At 73.6% G+C, this 21,960-nt stretch carries 18 protein-coding genes; 12 read left to right on the forward strand and 6 right to left on the reverse strand.

Going from position 1 to position 21,960, the window contains the following annotated elements; translation table 11 throughout:
* Positions 1 to 6 precede the first annotated feature (6 nt).
* Entirely contained in the window at positions 7 to 1,974 is a 1,968-nt protein-coding gene (locus PO879_RS02690; protein WP_278236400.1) for a DUF6807 family protein, read from the reverse strand.
* Between the two features lie 250 nt (positions 1,975 to 2,224).
* Between PO879_RS02690 and PO879_RS02695 the strand changes: the two genes are divergently transcribed.
* From PO879_RS02695 to PO879_RS02710, 4 genes are all read left to right on the forward strand, one after another.
* A complete protein-coding gene (locus PO879_RS02695) occupies positions 2,225 to 3,148 on the forward strand; it encodes a sugar ABC transporter permease (protein ID WP_278236401.1) in 924 nt (307 codons plus the stop codon).
* Positions 3,141 to 4,097 (forward strand): carbohydrate ABC transporter permease, encoded by a 957-nt coding sequence (locus PO879_RS02700; protein ID WP_278236402.1) that lies wholly within the window; start codon positions 3,141 to 3,143, stop codon positions 4,095 to 4,097. Before PO879_RS02695 ends, PO879_RS02700 begins: the two co-directional genes overlap by 8 nt.
* Before the next feature lie 78 nt (positions 4,098 to 4,175).
* Entirely contained in the window at positions 4,176 to 5,531 is a 1,356-nt protein-coding gene (locus PO879_RS02705) for an extracellular solute-binding protein (protein WP_278236403.1), read from the forward strand.
* Positions 5,532 to 5,700: 169 nt separating this feature from the next.
* Positions 5,701 to 7,296, forward strand: coding sequence for an altronate dehydratase family protein (locus PO879_RS02710; protein ID WP_278236404.1), 1,596 nt, complete (start codon positions 5,701 to 5,703; stop codon positions 7,294 to 7,296).
* A gap of 53 nt (positions 7,297 to 7,349) precedes the next feature.
* On the opposite strand, the gene PO879_RS02715 is transcribed toward PO879_RS02710, so the two are convergent.
* A complete protein-coding gene (locus PO879_RS02715; RefSeq protein ID WP_278236405.1) occupies positions 7,350 to 7,841 on the reverse strand; it encodes a MarR family transcriptional regulator in 492 nt (163 codons plus the stop codon).
* 120 nt (positions 7,842 to 7,961) lie between these two features.
* Between PO879_RS02715 and PO879_RS02720 the strand changes: the two genes are divergently transcribed.
* Positions 7,962 to 10,229, forward strand: coding sequence for an LLM class flavin-dependent oxidoreductase (locus tag PO879_RS02720; protein ID WP_278236406.1), 2,268 nt, complete (start codon positions 7,962 to 7,964; stop codon positions 10,227 to 10,229).
* A 101-nt stretch (positions 10,230 to 10,330) separates the two neighbouring features.
* Here PO879_RS02720 and PO879_RS02725 read toward each other — a convergent pair whose 3' ends face one another.
* Positions 10,331 to 10,609, reverse strand: coding sequence for a hypothetical protein (locus tag PO879_RS02725; protein WP_278236407.1), 279 nt, complete (start codon positions 10,607 to 10,609; stop codon positions 10,331 to 10,333).
* Between the two features lie 91 nt (positions 10,610 to 10,700).
* Positions 10,701 to 11,504: a MerR family transcriptional regulator gene (locus PO879_RS02730; RefSeq protein WP_278236408.1), complete on the reverse strand. Its 804-nt coding sequence runs from the start codon at positions 11,502 to 11,504 to the stop codon at positions 10,701 to 10,703.
* Between the two features lie 65 nt (positions 11,505 to 11,569).
* On the opposite strand from PO879_RS02730, the gene mgrA reads away from it, so the two are divergent.
* The 3 genes from mgrA to PO879_RS02745 are packed head-to-tail and all read left to right on the forward strand — an operon-like array spanning position 11,570 to position 14,165.
* Positions 11,570 to 12,631: an L-glyceraldehyde 3-phosphate reductase gene (gene mgrA / locus PO879_RS02735; protein WP_278236409.1), complete on the forward strand. Its 1,062-nt coding sequence runs from the start codon at positions 11,570 to 11,572 to the stop codon at positions 12,629 to 12,631.
* A 20-nt stretch (positions 12,632 to 12,651) separates the two neighbouring features.
* Positions 12,652 to 13,539 (forward strand): PfkB family carbohydrate kinase, encoded by an 888-nt coding sequence (locus PO879_RS02740; RefSeq protein ID WP_278236410.1) that lies wholly within the window; start codon positions 12,652 to 12,654, stop codon positions 13,537 to 13,539.
* Complete coding sequence (locus PO879_RS02745) at positions 13,536 to 14,165, forward strand: nucleoside/nucleotide kinase family protein (RefSeq protein WP_278236411.1); 630 nt, start codon at positions 13,536 to 13,538, stop codon at positions 14,163 to 14,165. Before PO879_RS02740 ends, PO879_RS02745 begins: the two co-directional genes overlap by 4 nt.
* Before the next feature lie 31 nt (positions 14,166 to 14,196).
* On the opposite strand, the gene PO879_RS02750 is transcribed toward PO879_RS02745, so the two are convergent.
* The gene (locus PO879_RS02750; RefSeq protein WP_278236412.1) at positions 14,197 to 15,786 is read right to left on the reverse strand and encodes a DHA2 family efflux MFS transporter permease subunit; all 1,590 of its coding nucleotides are present in this window, start codon (positions 15,784 to 15,786) and stop codon (positions 14,197 to 14,199) included.
* Between the two features lie 67 nt (positions 15,787 to 15,853).
* Positions 15,854 to 16,327: an Lrp/AsnC family transcriptional regulator gene (locus PO879_RS02755; protein WP_278236413.1), complete on the reverse strand. Its 474-nt coding sequence runs from the start codon at positions 16,325 to 16,327 to the stop codon at positions 15,854 to 15,856.
* A gap of 260 nt (positions 16,328 to 16,587) precedes the next feature.
* On the opposite strand from PO879_RS02755, the gene pdhA reads away from it, so the two are divergent.
* Genes pdhA through PO879_RS02775 form a run of 4 tightly spaced genes read left to right on the forward strand, consistent with a single transcriptional unit; the run spans position 16,588 to position 21,957 of the window.
* Positions 16,588 to 17,895 (forward strand): pyruvate dehydrogenase (acetyl-transferring) E1 component subunit alpha, encoded by a 1,308-nt coding sequence (gene pdhA / locus PO879_RS02760; RefSeq protein ID WP_278236414.1) that lies wholly within the window; start codon positions 16,588 to 16,590, stop codon positions 17,893 to 17,895.
* On the forward strand, positions 17,892 to 18,929 hold the full coding sequence (locus PO879_RS02765; RefSeq protein WP_278236415.1) for an alpha-ketoacid dehydrogenase subunit beta: 1,038 nt from the start codon (positions 17,892 to 17,894) through the stop codon (positions 18,927 to 18,929). Before pdhA ends, PO879_RS02765 begins: the two co-directional genes overlap by 4 nt.
* Positions 18,926 to 20,338: a dihydrolipoamide acetyltransferase family protein gene (locus PO879_RS02770; RefSeq protein WP_278236416.1), complete on the forward strand. Its 1,413-nt coding sequence runs from the start codon at positions 18,926 to 18,928 to the stop codon at positions 20,336 to 20,338. Before PO879_RS02765 ends, PO879_RS02770 begins: the two co-directional genes overlap by 4 nt.
* Positions 20,335 to 21,957: a carboxyl transferase domain-containing protein gene (locus PO879_RS02775; RefSeq protein WP_278236417.1), complete on the forward strand. Its 1,623-nt coding sequence runs from the start codon at positions 20,335 to 20,337 to the stop codon at positions 21,955 to 21,957. Before PO879_RS02770 ends, PO879_RS02775 begins: the two co-directional genes overlap by 4 nt.
* Positions 21,958 to 21,960: the final 3 nt, after the last annotated feature.

Here is a 21,960-nt window from a genome sequence, read left to right on the forward strand (position 1 = left end):
GGATGGTCAGCGCAGGCCGGTGGCCAGCGCGGCGGCGTCGTCGATGTCGAGCTCCCGGTCCAGCAGGGCCGCCACGACGCCGGTCTCGACGGTCCCGCCGGCGGGGACCCGCAGAGGGGTGTCCCAGGCCAGGGCGGGGCAGGCGCCGGGGTACTCGGCGGCGCGCAGGAACCAGTGCCGTGCGGGGGAGGTCTGGGTCAGGAGCGTGGTCGTGCTGTGCTCCTCGCCCCGCGCGTCGCGGTGGCGCTGCACGAATGCCACCCACGGCGAGGTCGAGCCGTGCGCGAGGTCCTCGCCCTCGCCCTCGGCGGACAGCACGCGCGTCCGGTGCGCCAGCGGGAGCCGCCAGAACAGTCCTCCGTAGCCGGCGCCGGGCCGGCCGTTCGTCGCGGGGGAGCTGATCTGCAGCGGGCCGTGCGCGGCGTGCAGCGTGGAGCGCCACTCCAGCACCCACCCGTCGTCCAGCAGGCGTGCCCCGACGCGACGTCGCTCGTCGAGCACCGGGCGGCCGTGCTCGTCGGTCCAGGCGACCGTGTCCAGCAGGACGTTCGGGGACAGCGGGTCGATCGTGGTCTGGACCGACGTCTGGCGGCCGTGGTTGGGCAGCAGCGTCGGGCCGACGTCGGCGACGAACGTGCGCCCGCCCCAGTAGCTGGTGCCGTTGACGTCGGGCACGGCGAGGCTGACCCCGTAGTGGTGGCGGTGGTCGACCGGGCCCGACTCCGTCAGCGGGATCCCGGCCAGCGAGCTCACCGGGTGCAGGAACGGTCGCGGCGAGTGGATGGTCGGCAGGTCCTGGCCGGAGTCGTAGCGGGCCAGCGGTGCGCGGTCGACGCTGCGGTAGAGCGCGGGCACCCCCTGCTCGAGGCTCCAGGCGGGGTCCTGCTCGGCCTGGGTGACCTCCGGGACGGCGGTGGCGGCGGCCACCGGGTCCTCGGGCAGGGCCGTGGCGCGCACGGCCGAACGGGGTACCGGTCCGGTGCTCGCGCGGACCTGGAGCTGGACCCCGAAGCGCGTCGTCTCGGCCGCGTGACCGGCGTCGTCGACCACGGCGTGCAGCTCGCGCCAGGCGTGCCGTCCCAGGTCCTGCTGCGGCACGGCGACGGTGGTCAGTGCCGGGGTGGCGTAGCGCGCCAGCTCGATGTCGTCGACGCCGCACACCGACAGGTCCGCCGGGACGGCGACGCCGGCCTCGTTCAGGGCGGCGAGCAGCCCGAAGGCCACCAGGTCGTTGAACGCCACGGCGGCCGTCACGCGGCTGGCCAGGACGTCCGGTGCCGCGGCGTGCCCGGCCGTGATGTCGGAGCCCGCGGGGAGGTCGACGACCTCGAGGTCCGGGTGACGCTCGCAGCTCGCGGTGAGGCCGCGGCGTCGTGCGATGTCGGAGACCGAGGCGCGGGGACCGGCGACGTAGGCGATGCGCCGGTGCCCGAGCTCGACGAGGTGCTCGACGACCTGCACCATCGCGTCGGCGTAGTCCACCACCAGGCTCGGGGCGCCGCGCGGGACGTCCCGGTTGACCACCACGGCGGGGGAGACCTCCGGCAGCAGGGCGTCGAGCGCGCCGTCGGGCATGCGTGGCGAGACCAGGATGAGCGCGTCGCAGCGTGCGCGCGCCTCCCGGGCGATCGACGCCTCGGTGCCGGGGTCCTCGGCCGAGTCCGCCACCAGCACGCGGTAGCCGTCCTCGCCGGCGGCGGAGGTGACGCCGCGCAGGATCTCCTGGAAGACGGGGTTGGCGAGGTCCGGGACGACGAGGGCCACGGTGGTGGTCCGGCCCAGCGAGAGGCTGCGCGCCACGTTGCTGGGGCGGTAGTTCAGCTCGATCGCCGCCTCCTGCACGCGGGCGGAGATCGCGGGGTCCACGGTGCTGCGGCCGTTCATCACCCGGGAGACCGTCGCGCGGGAGACCCCGGCCGCTCGTGCGACGTCGGCGATCGTCACCGCGGGTCGGCGCGTGGTCGCACCAGGCATCCTTGCCTCCGTCCTCGGTCACGCGTGGATCACGCGTGGATCACGTCCTGATCACGACCGGCGCTCGGCACGAGGGTCGGTCCAGGAGTTGACCGTACACCATGGGAAACCGGTTCCACCTGTGGTACGTTCCTCAGCAGCAACCGGTTTCCCGGTGCGGGCACCGACGCCCGGGCCGGCGGGAGCGATCGACGACGATCAGGAGGACGACGATGGTGTCCACCGCGACACGGCACGGGGAGGTGCCGTCATGTCCGTGATCCAGGAGGTTGCCAAGACGCGCGGTGCCGCCCGTGAGACGCGGAAGGGTGACGGCAAGGCCGCAGCGATCTTCCTCGCGCCCTGGTTCCTGGGCCTGGGGCTGATCACCGCCTTCCCCCTGCTCGCCTCGCTGTACCTGTCGTTCACCGACTACAGCCTGCTGGAGGCACCGAGCTGGATCGGCGTCCAGAACTACGTCGACATGGTCTCGGACCCCCGATGGCTGAAGTCGCTGGGCGTGACGTTCCGCTACGTCTTCATCTCGGTGCCGCTCCAGCTCGCCGCCGCGCTCGCGCTGGCGATGGTGCTCGACCGCGGGCTGCGGGGGCTGGCGATCTACCGCTCGGCGTTCTACCTGCCGTCCCTGCTGGGGAGCTCGGTGGCGATCGCCCTGCTGTGGCGCCAGATCTTCGGCGCCGACGGCCTGGTCAACCAGGTGCTCGCCTACTTCGGCATCCAGGGCGTCGGCTGGGTCTCCCACCCGGACTACGCCCTGGGAACCCTGATGATCCTCAACGTGTGGACCTTCGGTGCACCGATGATCATCTTCCTCGCGGGGCTGCGCCAGATCCCCACGATGTACTACGAGGCCGCCTCCATCGACGGGGCGAGCAAGTTCCGGCAGTTCTTCAGCATCACGATCCCGCTGCTGAGCCCGATCATCTTCTTCAACCTCGTGCTCCAGCTCATCAACGCCTTCCAGACCTTCACCCAGGCGTTCGTGATCTCCAACGGCACAGGTGGCCCGATCGACGAGACCTTGTTCTACACGCTGTACCTCTACAACCAGGGGTTCGGCTCGTACAACATGGGCTACGCCTCGGCGATGGCCTGGGTGCTGCTGCTCATCGTCGCCGGGCTGACGGCCGTCAACTTCCTCGCCTCCAAGTACTGGGTCTTCTACGATGACTGACACGCCCGTGCGCCCCGACGCACACGCCGCCACCACCGACGACCGGTCACCCGTGCGCCCCCGGCGCCCGCTGTCGGAGGTCGCCGCCGAGATCCCGGACTCCCCGCGCAAGCGGTCGTGGCAGCCCCGAGCGCGCCGGCTGCTGAAGCACGCGCTGCTCATCGGCTTCGGCCTGGTGATGCTCTACCCGTTGCTGTGGATGCTGTCGAGCTCCTTCAAGCCGAACGACATCATCTTCCGTGACACGGGGCTGATCCCGACCGAGCTCGACCTGACCAACTACGGCGACGGCTGGTTCGCGCTGCTGCACCCGTTCCACCACTACCTGCTGAACTCGGCGATCGTGGTGCTCGGATCGGTGCTCGGGAACCTCATCTCCTGCTCGATGGCGGCCTACGCCTTCGCACGGCTGAAGTTCCGCGGCCGGCCGATCTGGTTCGCCATCATGCTGATGTCGATCATGCTGCCGATCCACGTCGTCATCGTGCCGCAGTACATCCTGTTCTCCGAGCTGGAGTGGATCAACACGTTCCTCCCGCTCGTCGTGCCGAAGCTGCTGGCCACGGACGCGTTCTTCATCTTCCTCATGGTGCAGTTCTTCCGCGGGCTGCCGAAGGACCTCGATGAGGCGGCACGTCTGGACGGCTGCGGGCACGGCCGGATCTTCCTGCAGATCATGCTGCCGCTGTCGCTCCCGGCCCTGGCGACGACGGCGATCTTCACGTTCATCTGGACGTGGAACGACTTCTTCAGTCAGCTCATCTTCCTCACCGACCCCGAGATGTACACCGTCCCGATCGCGTTGCGGACGTTCATCGACGCCACGAGCGCCAGCTCGTGGGGCCCGTTGTTCGCGATGTCGATCGTCTCCCTCGTCCCGATCTTCTTCATCTTCCTCTTCGGCCAGAAGTACCTGGTCAAGGGGATCGCCACGACCGGCATCAAGTAGCACTCCGACCCGGCCCGACGGTGGGCCACTGCTGGATGACAACGACGACGTTCTCGTCACGCACACACAAGGAGAATCATGCGAGCAACGACCACACGACGCGGCCGCCGGAACGCCGCCGCCTTCATCGCGCTGACCGCGGCGAGCACCCTCGCGCTGGGTGCCTGCTCGGGAGACGCCGGCGGCCCGGCCGCCGAGGGCGACGACACCGGGTCGTCCGAGGAGGGCGGCGGTGACGGCGGCGACGGCGTCGAGATCCGCTTCTCGTGGTGGGGTTCCGACGACCGTCACCAGACCACCCAGGAGATCATCGACCTCTTCGAGGAGAAGAACCCGGACATCACCGTGGTGCCCGACTTCACCGACTGGGGCGGGTACTGGGACAAGCTGGCGACCACGGTCGCCGGCGGTGACACCCCCGACGTCATCACCCACGAGGAGCGCTTCATCGCCGACTACGCCAACCGCGGCGTGCTCGCGGACCTGGAGTCCCTCGACATCGACACCTCCGAGGTCCCCGAGAGCATCATCGACTCCGGTCGCGTCGACGGGACCCTGTACGGCATGGCCACCGGCGTGAACGCCTACGCCATCACGGCGGACCCGACGGTGTTCGAGGAGGCCGGCGTCGAGATGCCGGACGACACGACCTGGACGTGGGACGAGTTCGTCGAGATCTCGGCGCAGATCTCCGAGGCCGCCGGCGACGGCGTCTGGGGCACCCAGGACATCGGCTTCAACGAGGCCGGGCTCAACATCCTCGCCCGCCAGAAGGGCCAGTCGCTCTACAACGAGGACGGCTCGCTCGGTGTCGACGCCGAGACCGTGGCCGAGTTCTTCCAGATCGGCGTGGACCTGCAGGAGTCGGGTGGTACGCCGGACGGCTCGCGCACCATCGAGATCCAGAACGCCGGCCCCGAGGGCTCGCTGCTCGGCACGAACGCCGGCGCCATGGGCGTCTGGTGGACCAACCAGCTCGGCGCCCTGAGCGCCGCCTCGGGCCACGAGCTCGAGCTGCTGCGCATGCCGGGCGAGTCGGAGTTCGAGCGCACCGGCATGTACTTCAAGCCGGCCATGTTCTACTCCGTCGCCGAGGACACGGAGCACCCGGAGGCCGCGGCGAAGTTCGTCGACTTCCTGGTCAACGACCCGGAGGTCGCGCAGCTGCAGCTCACCGACCGCGGTCTGCCGTCGAACCTGTCGGTGCGCGAGTCCATCGAGGGCCAGCTCGAGGCCGCCGACGCGCGTGTCGCGGAGTTCATGGCCGACCTCGAGTCCGACATCGTGGACGGTCCGCCGGTGCCGCCGAACGGCGCCGGTGACGTCCAGGACGTCATGATCCGGCTCAACACCGAGGTGCTCTTCGGTTCCATGACGCCGGAAGAGGCCGCCGAGCAGTTCCTCACCGAGGTCGCGGAGGTGACCGGGAGCTGAGGACCGTTCGGCGTGGGCTGATGCCACAGCTCACCTGACACGACGGGTGCGGGGTCGTCGCCGGAGCCTCCGGCGGCCCCGCACCCGTCGCTCCCCGGCCGCGGGCGGTCGGGAACCGGCCCCGCCCACCGGCGGGGCTGACCCGTGTGCGAAGGACGGAACGATCGCGATGAACGACCTGCTCGTGCTGCGTGACGGCGACGACGTCGCCGTGGCCACCCGGGACCTGAGCCCCGGCGACCGTGCCGGGACGCCCGACGGCGGTGCCGTCGTCGTGCGCGACCCCGTCCCCCGCGGGCACAAGCTCGCCCTGCGGGCCGTGGCCGCCGGGGACCCGGTGCGCAAGTACGGGCAGGTCATCGGTGTCGCGACCTCCGCCGTCGAGCCCGGTGACCACGTCCACGCCCACAACCTCGGGTTCGACCCGGGCGAGCGGGAGGCTCCCCTCGGTGGCGAGCACACCGAGCTGGTGGTGCCCGACGGGCCGCGCCCGACGTTCCGGGGATACCGGCGCTCCGACGGCCGGGTCGGCACCCGCAACTACGTCGCCATTCTGACCAGCGTGAACTGCTCGGCCTCGACGGCGCGGATGATCGCCGACCAGTTCCGCGGTGCCGCGCTCGACGAGTACGAGCACGTCGACGGGGTCGTGCCCCTGACGCACACCTCCGGCTGCGGCCTGGTGCCGGACTCCGAGGGCGGGCAGGTGCTGCTGCGCACCCTGCGCGGGTACGCCGCCCACCCCAACGTCGCCGGGGTGCTCGTGCTGGGCCTGGGCTGCGAGATGGTGCCCGGGGCGGCGCTGTCCGCCCGGTCGGGGACCGTGACCGACCTGGGGATGCCCGGCGTGGGCGCCCCGGACCCGGAGGACTCCTCCGCGCTGCTGGCCGCCATCCCCGACGACACCGTCGTGCGCTCGATGACGATCCAGGAGACCGGGGGAGTGCGCGCCACGGTGCGTGCCGGCGTCGAGGAGATCCGGGCGATGCTGCCCGAGGTGAACGCCCGGCGCCGGACCGAGTGCGACGTGGCCGATCTCGTCCTCGGGCTGAACTGCGGCGGCTCGGACGGCTACTCCGGCATCACCGCCAACCCGGCCCTCGGCTGGGCCTCGGACCGGATCGTCGGCTACGGCGGCACCTCGGTGCTGGCCGAGACGCCCGAGGTCTACGGTGCCGAGCACCTGCTGACGGCCCGGGCCACGTCGCCCGGGGTGGCGAAGAAGCTGCTCGACCGCATCGACTGGTGGCAGGACTACGTCGCCGCCGGCGGCGGCACCCTCGACAACAACCCCTCGCCGGGCAACAAGGCGGGCGGGCTGACCACGATCCTGGAGAAGTCGCTCGGCGCCGTGGCCAAGGGCGGCCAGGCGGACCTGGCCGCGGTGTACGAGTACGCCGAGCCGATCACCGACCGCGGCTTCACCTTCATGGACACCCCGGGCTACGACCCGGTCTCCGTGACGGGGCTGGTCGCCGGCGGCGCGAACGTCGTCGTCTTCACCACCGGTCGCGGGTCGGTCTTCGGCTGCCGCCCGACGCCGTCGATCAAGGTTGCCACGAACACGCCCATGTACGAGCGCATGAGCGAGGACATGGACGTCAACGCCGGGCGCATCGTCGACGGCACCGCCGCGCTGGAGGAGGTCGGCGCCGAGCTGCTCGAGCGGATCCTCGCCGTGGCCTCGGGAGAGCGCACCGTCAGCGAGGAGCTGGAGATCGGCACCGAGGAGTTCATCCCCTGGCACCTGGGTGCGGTGACCTGACGGTCTGGTCCCGGACGCCGCCCGCCACCGTGGTGAGCCCGGCCGCGGAAGGATCAGGCGTCGATGACGCGGGCGACGACGGCGCACCGGTCGTCGCCCGGCGCCGCGGCGGACGCGGCCCGTGCGAGCAGAGCCCGCAGGTGGTCCCGCTCGACGGCGCTGAGGTCGGCGAGCAGGGCGTCCTCGGCGGCGCGCACGCGGGCGTCGAGGTCGGCCAGCACGGCGCGTCCGTGCTCGGTCGCCACGATGCGTCGGGCGCGTCGGTCCGCGGGGTCCTGCTGCCGCTCGACGAGGCCGCACCCGACGAGCTCGTCGAGCAGGTAGGTCATGACGGTGCGGTCGATGCCGAGCCGGGCGGCCAACGCGGCCTGGGTCGGCGGGGCGTCCTGGACGACGGCGGCGAGCACCTCGTACCCGCGGGCGCCGTGCGGGACGTCGGCGCAGGCGGCGGTGACCCCGTCGCTCCACTCGCGCAGCAGCGCGGCGAGCGGCCAGCCGAGCGGGCTGTGCCCGGTGGCCGTGTCCGCCGTCGTCCCGGTGCTCATGGCCTCATGGTAGCCGGAATGAGCGGTCTCTGAGACGAGTTGTCACTGATATCGTCTGTGCAGCAGACGATCTCTCGGGCGACGTGCTCGGGAGCGCCACCCTCGCCCGGAGGTCCCCGCATGACGGACTACGGCCACGACCTGGTCTTCGGTACGTTCCTCACCCCGTCCAACCGCGACCCGCAGGCGCCCGTGCGCCTGGCACGGACGGCCGAGTCCGCCGGGCTGGACCTGGTCACCTTCCAGGACCACCCCTACCAGCCCGGGTTCCTCGACACCTGGACGCTGATCGCCTACGCGGCCGCCGTCACCGAGCGCGTGCACCTCGCCGGCAACGTGCTCAACCTGCCGCTGCGCCAGCCGGCGGTGCTCGCCCGGTCCGTGGCCAGCCTCGACCTGCTCAGCGGCGGGCGCATCGACCTCGGCCTCGGTGCGGGCGGGTTCTGGGACGCGATCGAGTCGATGGGCGGCGAGCGGCTCACTCCTGGGGAGTCCGTCGACGCGCTGTCCGAGGCGATCGAGATCATCCGGGGCGTCTGGGACGCCGGCGAGCGACGTCCTCTGCGCACCGCCGGGGAGCACCACCGGGTCTCCGGTGCCAAGCGTGGTCCCGCCCCCGCGCACGACGTGCCGATCTGGCTGGGCGCGTACAAGCCCCGCATGCTGCGGCTCGTGGCGCGGCAGGCCGACGGGTGGCTGCCGTCGCTGGGGTACATGAAGGACGGCGACCTGGCCCGCGGCAACGCGATCATCGACGCCACGGCCGAGGAGGCCGGGCGGCACCCGGCCGAGATCCGGCGCCTGCTGAACGTCCAGGGCGCGGTCACGGCCGACCGGCAGGGCTTCCTGCAGGGTCCGGTGGACCAGTGGGTCGAGGAGCTCGCGGGGCTGGCCCTGCACGACGGCGTCGGCACGTTCATCACGGCCACCGACGACCCCCAGATGCTCGCCGTCCTCGGCGGCGAGATCGCCCCGGCCGTGCGCGAGCTGGTGGCCCGCGAACGGGCCTCGGCCGGCACCCCCGCGGCGGCCACCCGGCGCGGCCGCTCCGCGATCGAGCTGCGGCGCGAGGGCATCGACTACGACGCGGTGCCCGCCGCGCTGGCCGAGCGCGCCGTCGAGCCCGGCGACCGCGCCTACGACGCCGTGCGCCACAACTACCTGCGCTCCGGCGCCCCCGGCCTGGTGCTGCGGCCGCGCACCACCGCGGAGGTGGCCGACGCCGTCGCCTGGGCGCGGTCGCAGGACGTCCCGCTGGGCATCCGCTCGGGCGGGCACGGCATCAGCGGCCGGTCCACGAACGACGGCGGCATCGTCGTCGACCTCGGCGCGCTGGACCGGATCGAGGTGGTGGACGAGGCGACGCGGCGGGTGCGGCTCGGCGCCGGTGCCACCTGGGGGCAGGTCGCCGAGGCGCTCGCGCCGCGCGGCTGGGCGATCAGCTCGGGCGACTACGGCGGTGTCGGCGTCGGCGGGCTCGCCACCGCGGGCGGGGTCGGGTTCCTCGGACGGACCTACGGGCTGACCATCGACCACGTCGTCGCGGCGGAGGTCGTCACGGCCGACGGCCGGGTCGCCCACGCCTCCGCCGAGGAGAACCCGGACCTGTTCTGGGGCCTGCGCGGCGCCGGCGGCAACCTCGGGGTCGTCACCTGGGTGGAGATCGAGGCCATGGCGCTGGAGAACGTCGTCTTCTCCCAGATGGCGCTCGACGCGACCGACACCGCCGGCCTGCTGGAACGCTGGGGCGCCGCGGTGGAGTCCGCGCCGCGCGAGCTGACCAGCTTCCTCATCCTGTCCCCGGCGCGTGCGGGCCAGGGACCGGTCGCCCAGCTCATGACCGTCTACGCCGGCCACGACACCGACGCCGCCGTCGAGCAGCTCGAACGGCTCGCCGACGCCGGACCGCTGCTCGGGCACCAGGCCTACCTCATGCCGTACTCCGGCGTCGTCCAGGCGGGGGACAAGCACCACTCCGGCGGGGGAGACCCGGCCGTGCGGTCGGGGCTGGTGCCCCACCTGGACACGGCGACGAGCCGCGCCTTCGAGCGTCTCGCGCACTCGGGCGACGCCTACTTCCTGCAGGTCCGGGCCACCGGCGGGGCTGCCCACGACGTGCCGGACGACGCGACCGCGTACGCGCACCGGCGACAGAACTTCCTGCTGTCGGCCATGTCGTCGAGCCAGGAGCGGATCGACCGCGCCTGGGACGCCGAGATGGCGCCGTACACCGAGGGGCTCTACCTCTCCTTCGACACGGACACCCGGCCCGAGCGGCTGGCCGAGGCGTTCCCGGAGCCGACGCTGTCGCGGCTGCGCGAGGTCAAGGCCGAGTGGGACCCGGACAACCTCTTCCGGGCGAACTTTCCGGTCCGCCCGGCCCTCTGACCCCGACCTGCCCCTCGTTGTGGGCGTGAAATCTGCAGGTCGGACCCCGGTCCGACCTGCAGATTTCACGCCCACAACGGCTCGGGCGGGGGCGCGGCCGGTCAGGGGCCGAGAGCGCCGATCGCCACGGAGAACAGCACGGCCGCGAGCGCGGCCAGCCCCAGCAGCGCCCCGACGAGCCCGTGCCACATGCCGGGCAGGCCGTCCCGGTCGGCGACGTGGCTGCCGAACGAACCGAGTCCGAGCGCGGCCACGCCGAGCGGTGCCGACACCCAGTCCCCGACGACCGGCACGACCGCGCAGGCCAGCGCCGCGATCCCCAGAGCGAGGGCCCACTCGCAGGACCGTGGCGCACCGTGCCGCGTACCGTCGTCCTGCATGCCCGCCCTTCGTGTCGCGGGCAGGGGATCCGGCCCGTCGTGCCCGTGACGTCGATCTCCCGGGCGCAGAGATCGTACCTGCGGCGCGGGGTCAGACCGGCGCGACGGGTTGCTGCAGCTCGGTCACCCAGTCGGTCTGGTCGGTGCCCTCGGCCCGGACGTAGAGCTCGCGGCACGGTGCGTCCGGTGCGAGTCCGCGCGCCGCCGCCTCGCCGTGCAGCGACTGCCAGCTGGCCGGGATGCGTTCCATCGGCCCGAGGTGGACGGCGCACGCCGCCTGGGCGACCGCCGGCAGGGTGACGATCTCGAACCCGTCGCGCGGCTCGCCGTCGTAGGCGTACCCGACGACGACGTCGATCCCGTCCTCGCCGATCGCGTACTGCGCGACCGGGGTCTCGAGCAGGCCGCGGTTCGGCTGCAGCGCCTCGGCGACCGCCCCGAACAGCGGCCCGACGACGGCGCCGATCTCGGGCTGCTCGGTCACGTGGGCCCGACGCGCGGCCAGACGCAGCGCGGGCAGGGGCTTGACGACGATCTCGATGGTGGACATGGTCTGCTCCTCACTGATGAGCCGGAGCCGGCGTTCCACGTCCGCGAGCCGGGCGGAGGCGAGCGCGTGCTCGCGCTCGACCGCCTCCCGCCGGGTCTCGAGCAGCTCGGTGAGCCGCTCGTCCGCGACGCCGTCGGCGAGGATCGCCGCGACGTCGTCGATCCCGAACCCGAGCTCGCGCAGCGCGACGATCCGGTGCAGCCGGGCGAGCTGGGACGGGTCGTAGGACCGGTACCCGGTGAGCTCGTCCACGTGGGCGGGCACGAGCAGCCCGGTGGCGTCCCAGTGCCGCAGCATGCGGTGGGTCACCTGGCCGATCTGCGCGAAGGCTCCGATGGACAACATGACACCGTTCTCCCGTCTGCCATCGTGTGAGGGTCAAGCCCCCTCCTGCGTGCCAGGATGGCGGCATGCCTCTCGCACCGCGATATCTCGCCGCCGAGACCCGCTACGAGTCCATGACCTACCGCCGCACGGGACGATCGGGGCTCGACCTGCCCGCGTTGTCGCTGGGCCTGTGGCACAACTTCGGCGACGTCAACCCGTTCGAGACGCAGCGCGCCATCCTGCGCCGCGCGTTCGACCTCGGGGTGACGCACTTCGACCTGGCGAACAACTACGGTCCGCCCTACGGCTCGGCCGAGGAGAACTTCGGGCGACACCTCGCCGCCGACCTCGCGCCCTACCGGGACGAGCTGGTGATCTCGACCAAGGCCGGGTACGACATGTGGCCCGGCCCGTACGGCGACCACGGCTCGCGCAAGTACCTGCTGGCCTCGCTCGACCAGTCGCTGGGACGCCTGGGGCTCGACTACGTCGACATCTTCTACCACCACCGCCCGGACCCCTCGACGCCGCTCGAGGAGACCATGGGGGCGCTGGCCTCGGCGGTGCAGCAGGGCAAGGCGCTGTACGTCGGGGTGTCCAACTACTCCCCGGCGCGCACCCGTGAGGCCGCGCGCATCCTGGCGGACCTGGGCACGCCGCTGCTCATCCACCAGCCCAGCTACTCGATGTTCAACCGGCATGTCGAGGATCCGCACCGCGAGGACCCCTACGACGGTCGCCAGAGCGAGTCGCTGCTCGACGCCGTGGAGGACCTGGGCGTGGGCACCATCGTGTTCTCCCCGCTGCAGCAGGGTCTGCTGACCGGGCGGTACCTGTCGGGTGACGCTCCGGCGGGCTCCCGCGCGGCGCGCTCCGACTCGCCGTTCCTGTCGAGCGACGCCCTGAGCGAGACGTACCTGACCCGGGCGCGGGCCCTGCACGAGATCGCGGCCGGGCGGGGCCAGAGCCTCGCCCAGCTCGCGCTGTCCTGGGTGCTGCGCGACCCGCGGATCACCTCGGCCCTCGTCGGCGCCTCGTCGGTGGAACAGCTCGAGGACAACCTCGGGGCGCTGGCCGCCGGGCCGCTGACCGAGGAGGAGATCGCCGCCGTCGAGCCCTACGCCGTCGACGGCACCGGACGCTGAGCGACCCGGGGAGGAACGACATGCGCACCTGCTGGTTCGTCGGACTGACGACCCTCGACGTCGTGCACCGCGCCGCCGGGCGACCGGGCCGCGACGAGAAGGTCACCGCCTCGCGCCAGGACGTCGCCGCGGGCGGCCCGGCCGCCAACGCCGCCGTCACCGCCGCCGCCCTCGGGGCCCGGGCCGTCCTCGTCACCGCCCTCGGCAGCAGCCCCGTCGCCCGGGCCGCCCGCGCCGACCTGGAGGCCTGCGGCGTCGAGGTGCACGACGTCGTGGCCCCCGGGGAGGACTTCCCGCTCGCGGTCTCGGCGGTGCTGGTCGACGACGCGACCGGCGAGCGGTCGGTCGTCTCGGCCGACGCGGCGTTGGCCGAGGCCCCGCCGCCGACGTTCCTGCGCGACCTGCCCGCGCCCGACGTCGTCCTGTTCGACGGGCACCACCCGGTGATCGCGGGTGCCGCCGTCGGGCACCTCGAGAACCGTGACCCGCGGCCGCAGGTGCTGCTCGACGCCGGACGCTGGCGGCCGTTGTTCGCCGAGCTGCTGCCCGTCGCGGACGTGGCGGCGGTCTCCGCCCGGTTCACGGTGCCCGGGCACGACGACGTCGTGTCCGGGACGCACGCCCTCGGCGCGCGTGGCGTGGTGGTCACCCACGGCGGCGGGCCGGTCGAGTGGTCCACCGGCGGCGAGGCCGGGACCGTCGCCGTGCCGCCGGTCGACGCCCGCGACACCCTCGGCGCGGGGGACGCGTTCCACGGGGCGCTCGCCGTCGAGCTGGCCGACGGCGCCACGCTGCCCGTGGCCTGCGCGGCCGCGAACGAGGTCGCCTCGACCCGCGTGGCGCACGTCGGGCCGCGCGCCTGGCTCACCGAGGTGCGCGCCGAGACGCGTGCCGAGGCCCCCCGGTGACGGGGACGACGGCGGAGCTCGTCGGGCGTGCGCGGGCGCTCGCGGTGCCGGGCCGGCGGGCGATCCTCGGGATCGTCGGGGCGCCCGGCTCCGGCAAGTCCACGCTGGCCGCGGCACTCGGCGAGGCGCTGGGACCGGACCTCGCCGTCGTCGTCGGGATGGACGGTTTCCACCTGTCGGACGCGGTGCTGGCGGCCCACGGCAGCCGGGGGCGCAAGGGTGCGATCGACACGTTCGACGACGGCGGCTACGCGGCGCTGGTCGACCGGCTCGCGGACGCCCGGCCCGGCGACCCGCCGGTCTACGCCCCGGTGTTCCGGCGCGAGATCGAAGAGCCGGTCGCGGCCGGCGTCGAGGTGCCCTCCGACGTGTCCCTGGTGGTGACCGAGGGGAACTACCTGCTGGCGCCCTCGGGTGCCTGGCCGCGGGCACGGGCCTGCATGACCGAGGTCTGGTACGTCGAGGTGCCCGACGACGTCCGGCTGGCCCGGCTGGAGGCGCGGCACCGGGCGTTCGGCAAGAGCCCCGCCGACGCGTCCCGGTGGGCGCGGGGCTCGGACCAGGTCAACGCCGAGCTGATCGAGAGCACGCGGGACGCCGCGGACCTCGTCGTCACACCCGGCTGAGTGCCGGGGGCGGGGTCGACGGGCGACCCCGTCAGGCGCGGTCGTCGGCCACCGGGGCCTCCGTCGTCTCCCGGGAGCGTCGGCCCAGCGTCAGGGTCGCCCCGAGCCCGAGCAGCAGGAACCCGCCGGCCGCCCACGCCGACCACCGGGTGCCCTGGGTCAGGGCCGCCCGGGCGTCGTCGGCGACCGAGGCCGTGGCCGGGTCCTGCTCGAGCCCGGCGATCGCGCCGCCGGCGCTGTCCACCACCGCCGTGACCGTGGTGGCGCGCTGCGCCTCGGGAACGCCCTGGTCCGCGAGCCGTGCGTCGAGGTCCGCCGCGGTGGTGGTGAACAGGATGGTGCCCAGGATCGCGATGCCGAGGGCGGACCCGACCTGACGTGCGGTGCTCTGGGTCCCCGACGCCGCGCCCGAGACCCGCACGGGCACGTCGGCCAGCACGACCCCGGTGAGCTGGGCCGTGGCCAGTCCGACGCCGAAGCCGTACACGACCAGGAACGGCACCACCGACACCCACGTCGAGTCAGGACGGGCCACGACGCCGAGGCCCACGACGCCGACGATCTCGGCCGCGATGCCCAGGCGCACGATCGGCACGGCGCCGTACCGGACCGTGAGCGCCTGGGCGGCGCCGCTGGCCAGGAAGGACCCGCCGGCCAGCGCGACGAGGATCCAGCCGGTGGCCAGCGCGTCGTAGCCGAGGACGTTCTGCAGCCAGATCGGCAACGAGAGCAGGATGCCGAACTCGCCGAGGGACACCACGAGAGCGGCGACGTTGCCGTTGCGGAAGGAGGCGATGGCGAACAGGTCCAGGGGGATCAGCGTCGGGCGCCCCTGTCGGGCGCGGCGCAGGCCGCGGCGCACGAACAGCGCTGCCGCGACGACCCCGACGCCCAGCGCGACGGGTACGGGCGACAGCGCCCACGGCCACCAGGTGGCGGCGTCGTCGAGGGTGGTCCACCAGCCGAGCGAGCGCCCCTCGATGAGTCCGAAGACGAGGCCGCCGAAGGCCACGACGGACAGCAGCGCCGCGACGCCGTCGGTCCCGCGTCGTTCGTCCGCCCGCGACTCGGTCACCACGAGCGCCGCGGCCACGAGGATCAGCGCCCCGAGCGGGATGTTGATGCCGAACGCCCAGCGCCACGAGTAGTCGGTGGTGAGCCAGCCGCCCAGCAGCGGGCCGACGGCGGCCATGCCGCCGATGGTCGATCCCCACACGGCGAAGGCGATGCCGCGCTCGCGGCCGCGGAAGGTCGCGTTGATGATCGAGAGCGTCGTCGGCAGGATCATCGCGCCGCCCAGGCCCTGGACGAGGCGGGCGCCGACGAGGACGGTGCCGTCGGGTGCGGTGGCGGCCAGCAGCGAGGACGCGGCGAAGACCACGACGCCGGTCATCATCATGCGGCGCCGGCCCCAGCGGTCGGCGAGCACGCCGAGCACGAGCAGGAGCGAGGCGAAGACGAGGGTGTAGGACTCCTGGACCCACTGGACCTGGGTGGAGTCGATCCCCAGGTCGTCGACGATCGACGGGATCGCCACGTTGACGATCGTCGAGTCGACGATGATGAGCGAGACGGCGACCGACACGGTCACCAGCGCGAGCCATCGACGGCGGTCCGGCACGAGCCCTCCCAATGCACAGCATGCTGAGTATTGGTGACTCTACCCCCTGGCGCTGAGGCCGCGGGGGTCAGACCTCGCGGCGCAGCTTCTCCACCAGCGGCTGCACCCGGTAGGGGATGAGCTCGCCCATGGCCAGGGAGGTCTCGGTCCGCTCCACCCCGTCGACGCGCAGGATCGCCGCGTCGATGCGGAACAGGTGGTCGGTGTCCCGGCACACGACGTGCACCCGCAGGTCGGCGGTGCCGCTGTGCCCGTAGGCCTGCACGACCTCGGGGATCCGGGCCAGGTGCTCGACGATCCGTGCCAGGTCGCGCTGGTGGACGGTGATCTCGATGAAGGCCAGCAGCGGGTGGCCCAGCACCGCGGGGTCGATGCGGCGGTCGAAGGAGAGGAACGCGCCCGCGTCCTCCAGCCGCGCCAGCCGGGCGGCCACGGTGTTGCGGGAGATCCCCAGGTTCTGGGCGAGGGCGACCGTGGTCGCGCGGGGGTCGTCGGCGAGCGCCCGCAGCAGGTCCAGGTCCACGGCGTCGATGCTGTGCACGCGGTCAGCCTAGTCCCGAACGCCGGGTCGAGCTGCCGACCGGACCGGCCCCCGGTGAGCAGTCTGCTCACCGTGCCCGGCCGGGACGATGCACGGTGCGCAGCCCGCCGAGGGCTGGTGGTGCGGTGTGACGTACCAGCGTTACCTTCGCCACAACGGCGCTCGACGAGGAGCGTCGACCCCGATGCGAGGTGAGGCCACCCATGCCCAGCACCACGGATCCGAGGACGCACCACGACCTGTCACGAGCGGGAGAATCGGTGTCCTCGGCGGACAGTGCCCACGGCGGCGCACGTGACCACGTGCCGGCCGGGTGGGTGCAGCACGAGAACGGCCGGTCCGACGACGTCCCGGCCGACGGCGGGACGGCGCCGGAGGCCGGCACGCGGCCCGACGGCGGGAGCACCGCCGAGCCCGTGCGGCTCCTGGACCCGGACGGCACCCGGCACGGCGACCCCGACCTGGACCGCTGGCTCGAGGACGTGGACGACGCCGCGATGCTGCGGCTGTACACCGACATGATGGTCGCGCGCCGGATCGACACCGAGGCGACCGCCCTGCAGCGCCAGGGCCAGCTCGGCCTGTGGCCGCCGCTGCTCGGCCAGGAGGCCGCGCAGATCGGGTCGGCCCGCGCCCTGCGGCCCGACGACTTCGTGTTCTCCAGCTACCGCGAGCACGGCGTGGCGCACGTGCGCGGCGTCGCGCCCACCGACCTGCTGCGCGTGTGGCGCGGTGTCTCCGGCTCCGGGTGGGACCCGTACGAGCACCGCATCGCCCCGATGCAGGTCATCATCGGCGCCCAGACCCTGCACGCCGTCGGCTACGCCGTCGGGATGCTCATCGAGAACGCCACGGCCGATGGAGGGCCGGACGGCGGGATCGGCATCGCCCCGCCCGCGGCGGGCGACCAGGACGCTCCGGAGCGGACCGCGGCCACGATCTCCTACTTCGGCGACGGTGCGACGAGCCAGGGCGACGTCCACGAGGCGATGACCTTCGCCGCCACGTGGGCCGCCCCGACCGTGTTCTTCTGCCAGAACAACCAGTGGGCGATCTCCGAGCCGGTGGCCCTGCAGTCCAAGGTGCCGCTGGTCGAGCGCGCCCGCGGCTACGGGATGCCCGGCGTGCGCGTCGACGGCAACGACGTGCTCGCCTGCCTGGCGGTCACGCGCGAGGCCCTGCACCGGGCCCGCACCGGCGGCGGACCGACCCTCGTCGAGGCCGTCACCTACCGGATGGGCCCGCACACCACGGCCGACGACCCCACGCGGTACCGCACCCCCGACGACCTGGAGGCGTGGGCCGAGCGGGACCCGATCGACCGGCTGGCCGCCCACCTGAGCGAGCGCGGCGTGCTGGACGACGACGCCCGGGCCGCGGCGCAGCAGGCTGCGGACGACCTGGCCGCCGAGCTGCGTGCCGGCATCACCGAGATCCCCGACCCGTCGTGGACCACGGTCTTCGACCACGTCTACGCCGAGCCGCACGCGCCGCTGGACGCCGAGCGGGACGCCTACGGGCGCTACCTCGACGGCTTCGCCGACGCCCCCGAGGAGGCAGCCCGATGACCGACATGACCCTGGGCCAGGGCCTCAACACCGGCCTGCGGCAGGCCCTCGGCGACGACGACAAGGTCGTGCTCCTCGGGGAGGACATCGGCACCCTCGGCGGCGTGTTCCGCGTGACCGACCAGCTCCAGCGCGAGTTCGGCCCGCACCGCGTGATCGACACCCCGCTGGCCGAGTCCGGCATCCTGGGCACCGCCGTCGGGATGGCCTGGCGCGGGTTCCGGCCGGTGGTGGAGATCCAGTTCGACGGGTTCGTCCAGCCGGCCTGGGACCAGATCGTCAACCAGGTCGCCAAGATGCACGCCCGCACCGGCGGGGCCGTGCGGATGCCGATCACCGTGCGCATCCCCGTGGCCGGGGGCATCGGCGCCGCCGAGCACCACTCGGAGTCGCCGGAGGCGTACTTCGTGCACACCGCCGGGCTGCGCGTGGTGTCGGTGTCGAACCCGCAGGACGCCTGCACGGTGCTGCGCCAGGCGATCGCCAGCGACGACCCGGTCGTCTTCTTCGAGCCGAAGCGGCTGTACCACGTCAAGGGTCCGGTGGAGGTGGAGGACCTGACCGCCGTCCGTCCGATGGGCGCGGCCCGCGTGGTCCGCCCGGGCGAGGACGTCACCGTCGTCACCTGGGGCTCGCACGTGTCGACGTCCCTGGACGCGGCCGAGGCGATGGCCGACGACGGCGCCTCGGTCGAGGTCGTCGACCTGCGCTCGCTGTCGCCCTGGGACTCCGACGCCGTGGTGGCGTCGGTGCGCCGCACCGGTCGGCTCGTCGTCGTGCACGAGGGTCCCCGCCAGGGTGGCGTCGGCGCGGAGATCTGCGCGGCCGTCACCGAACGGTGCTTCGCCGAGCTGGCGATGCCACCGGTGCGGGTGACCGGCCACGACGTGCCCTACCCGCCGGCGAAGGTCGAGGGGCACTACGTGCCCGACCTGGACCGGGTGTGCTTCGGCATCGACCAGGCGCTCGGCCGGTTGCCGCTGGAGACCTTCGCACCCGCCCCGACCATGACGACCGGAGAGGTGGCCGCATGAGCGCCCAGGAGATCTTCCGCCTGCCGGACCTCGGCGAGGGCCTGACGGAGTCCGAGATCGTCGAGTGGAAGGTGTCCGTGGGCGACACGGTCACCCTCAACCAGGCGATCGCCGAGGTCGAGACGGCCAAGGCGATGGTCGAGATCCCGTCGCCGTTCGCCGGGACCGTGGCCGCGCTGCACGCCGCGGAGGGCGACGTCGTCGAGGTCGGCGAGCCGCTGGTCACCTTCGGCACCGGCGACGGCGACGACGCGGGCGACGACGCCCCCGCCGGTGCCTCGGCCGACGATGTCGCCTCCGCCCCCGAGCCGGCGCCCGAGTCGACGGCACCCGGGCCCACGGTCCCCGCGACGACGCCGGAGCCGAGCCCCGCCACCGGGTCGCCGTCCTCGCCGTCCTCGGCGTCGGCGAACGGGACGTCGGGGGAGTCCTCCGGCGCGAACCTCGTCGGCTACGGCACCCGCGCCGCCCGCAAGGGCAGGCCGACGCGACGGCCCCGCACACCCGTCGAGGCCCCGCCCGCCCCGGTGCGGAACACCGGACCCAGCGCCGGGCAGGCCACCGCCCCGGCCGCCACCTCGACCACCGGGAGGCCGGCCGAGCACCGCGTGAAGGTGCGCAGCGTGCGCAAGCACACCGCGGCCGCGATGGTCGCCAGCGCGCGGGTCCCGCAGGCCACGGTCCACCTCACCTGCGACGTGACCGAGACGCTCGCCCTGGTGGCCCGCCTGCGCGAGCACCCGCGCACCCGGCACACGAAGGTCGGGCTGCTCACGGTCGTCGCCCGCGCGGTCTGCGGGCTGGTCCCGCAGCACCCGGCGCTCGTCACCCGCTGGGAGGAGCACGACGACGGCGCGGCCGAGCTCGTCCGCTCGCCGCACGTCAACCTGGGCATCGCGGTCGCGACCGACCGGGGCCTGGTGGTGCCGCACGTCCCGCGGGCCGACGAGCTGTCGCTGGTGGGGATGGCGCGCGCCCTGCGCGAGCTGACCACGACCGCCCGGTCCGCGCGCACCCGTCCGGACCGCCTCACCGGCGGCACCCTGACGCTGACCAACGTGGGGGTCTTCGGCGTCGACGCGGGCAGCCCGCTGCTCAACCCGGGCGAGTCGGCGATCCTCGGCATCGGGCAGATCGCCCGCCGGCCGTGGGAGCACGACGGCGAGATCGCGCTGCGCGACGTGGTGACGTTCAGCCTGACCTTCGACCACCGGGTCGTGGACGGCGAGCAGGGCGCCCGGTTCCTCGCGGACCTGGGCGGGCTGCTCACCGACCCGGCGCTGGCGGTGCTGCTGGGTGGCCGCGACGAGCCCGCGCCCGACGCGACGGAGCAGGACGACGCGGAGCCCCACGACGGCGCCGCGGGGCGCAACGGTACGGCCGCGCCGCGCGAGGCGGTGACCGTATGACCGTGCTGACCTCCGCCGTCGACCCGGCCACCGAGGAGGTCCGGGCCAACGCCGACGCGCAGCGGGCGCTCGCGGCCACCCTGCGCGAGCGCACCGCCGTCGCCGCGCGCGGCGGTCCCGAGCACGCGCGGGCCAAGCACGTCGGGCGCGGCAAGCTGCTGCCGCGCGAACGGGTCGAGCGGCTGCTGGACCCGGGCAGCGCGTTCCTGGAGATCTCCCCGCTGGCGGCGTACGGCGTGGACGACGCGGCGGGCGGCCGGGGCGAGTGGCCCGGCGCCGGCGTGGTCGCCGGCATCGGCAGGGTCGCCGGGCGGCAGGTGATGGTCGTGGCCAACGACCCCACGGTCAAGGGCGGCACCTACCACCCGCTGACCGTGAAGAAGCACCTGCGTGCCCAGGAGATCGCGCTGGAGAACCGGCTGCCGTGCGTCTACCTCGTCGACTCCGGCGGGGCGTTCCTGCCCCGCCAGGACGAGGTCTTCCCCGACCGCGACCACTTCGGGCGGATCTTCTACCACCAGGCCCGGCTGTCCGCGGCGGGGATCCCGCAGCTGTCCGCCGTGCTCGGGTCGTGCACCGCCGGGGGCGCCTACGTCCCGGCGATGAGCGACGAGACCGTCATCGTGCGCGGCCAGGGAACCATCTTCCTCGGCGGCCCGCCGCTGGTGAAGGCGGCCATCGGCGCCGACGTCACCGCCGAGGAGCTCGGCGGCGGCGAGCTGCACGCCCGCCGCTCCGGCGTCGTCGACCACCTCGCCGAGGACGACGAGGACGCGCTGGACCGGGTGCGGCGCATCGTCGCGACGCTGCCGCCGGACCCGGACCCCGTGTGGGCCGTGCACCCCGCCGAGGAACCTGCCGCGGACCCGGCCGGGCTCTACGACGTCGTGCCCGTGGACGTCCAGCAGCCGTACGACCCGCGCGAGGTGATCGCCCGGATCGTCGACGGCAGCCGCCTGGACGAGTTCAAGGCCGAGTACGGCACCACGCTGGTGTGCGGGTTCGCGCGCATCCACGGGCACCCGGTCGGGATCCTGGCCAACCACGGGGTGCTGCTCGGCGAGTCCGCGCTCAAGGGCGCCCACTTCGTCGAGCTGTGCGACCAGCGCGGCGTGCCGCTGCTGTTCCTGCAGAACATCTCCGGGTTCATGGTCGGCCCGGACGCCGAGGCCGGCGGCATCGCCAAGGACGGCGCCAAGATGGTCACCGCCGTGGCCACCACCCGGGTGCCGAAGCTGACCGTCGTCGTCGGCGGGTCCTTCGGCGCCGGCAACTACGCGATGTGCGGACGCGCCTACTCGCCCCGGTTCCTGTGGACCTGGCCGAACGCCCGCGTGTCCGTGATGGGCGGCGAGCAGGCCTCGGCCGTGCTCGCCACCGTCAAGCGCGACCAGCTCGCCGCCCGCGGCGAGGAGTGGGACGCCGACGAGGAGGCCACGTTCCGCCGCGGCATCCGCGACACCTACGAGGCCGCCGGCGAGGCGTACCACGCCACCTCGCGCCTGTGGGACGACGGCATCCTCGACCCGCCCGACACCCGCCGGGTGCTCGGCATGGCGCTCGCGGTCTGCGCGCGCACCCCGCTGCCCGAGCCCGCCTTCGGGCTCTTCCGGATGTGAGGA

The sequence above is a fragment of the Isoptericola sp. AK164 genome (assembly GCF_029643425.1).
In the GTDB taxonomy this organism is placed as follows: Bacteria; Actinomycetota; Actinomycetes; order Actinomycetales; family Cellulomonadaceae; genus Isoptericola; species Isoptericola haloaureus.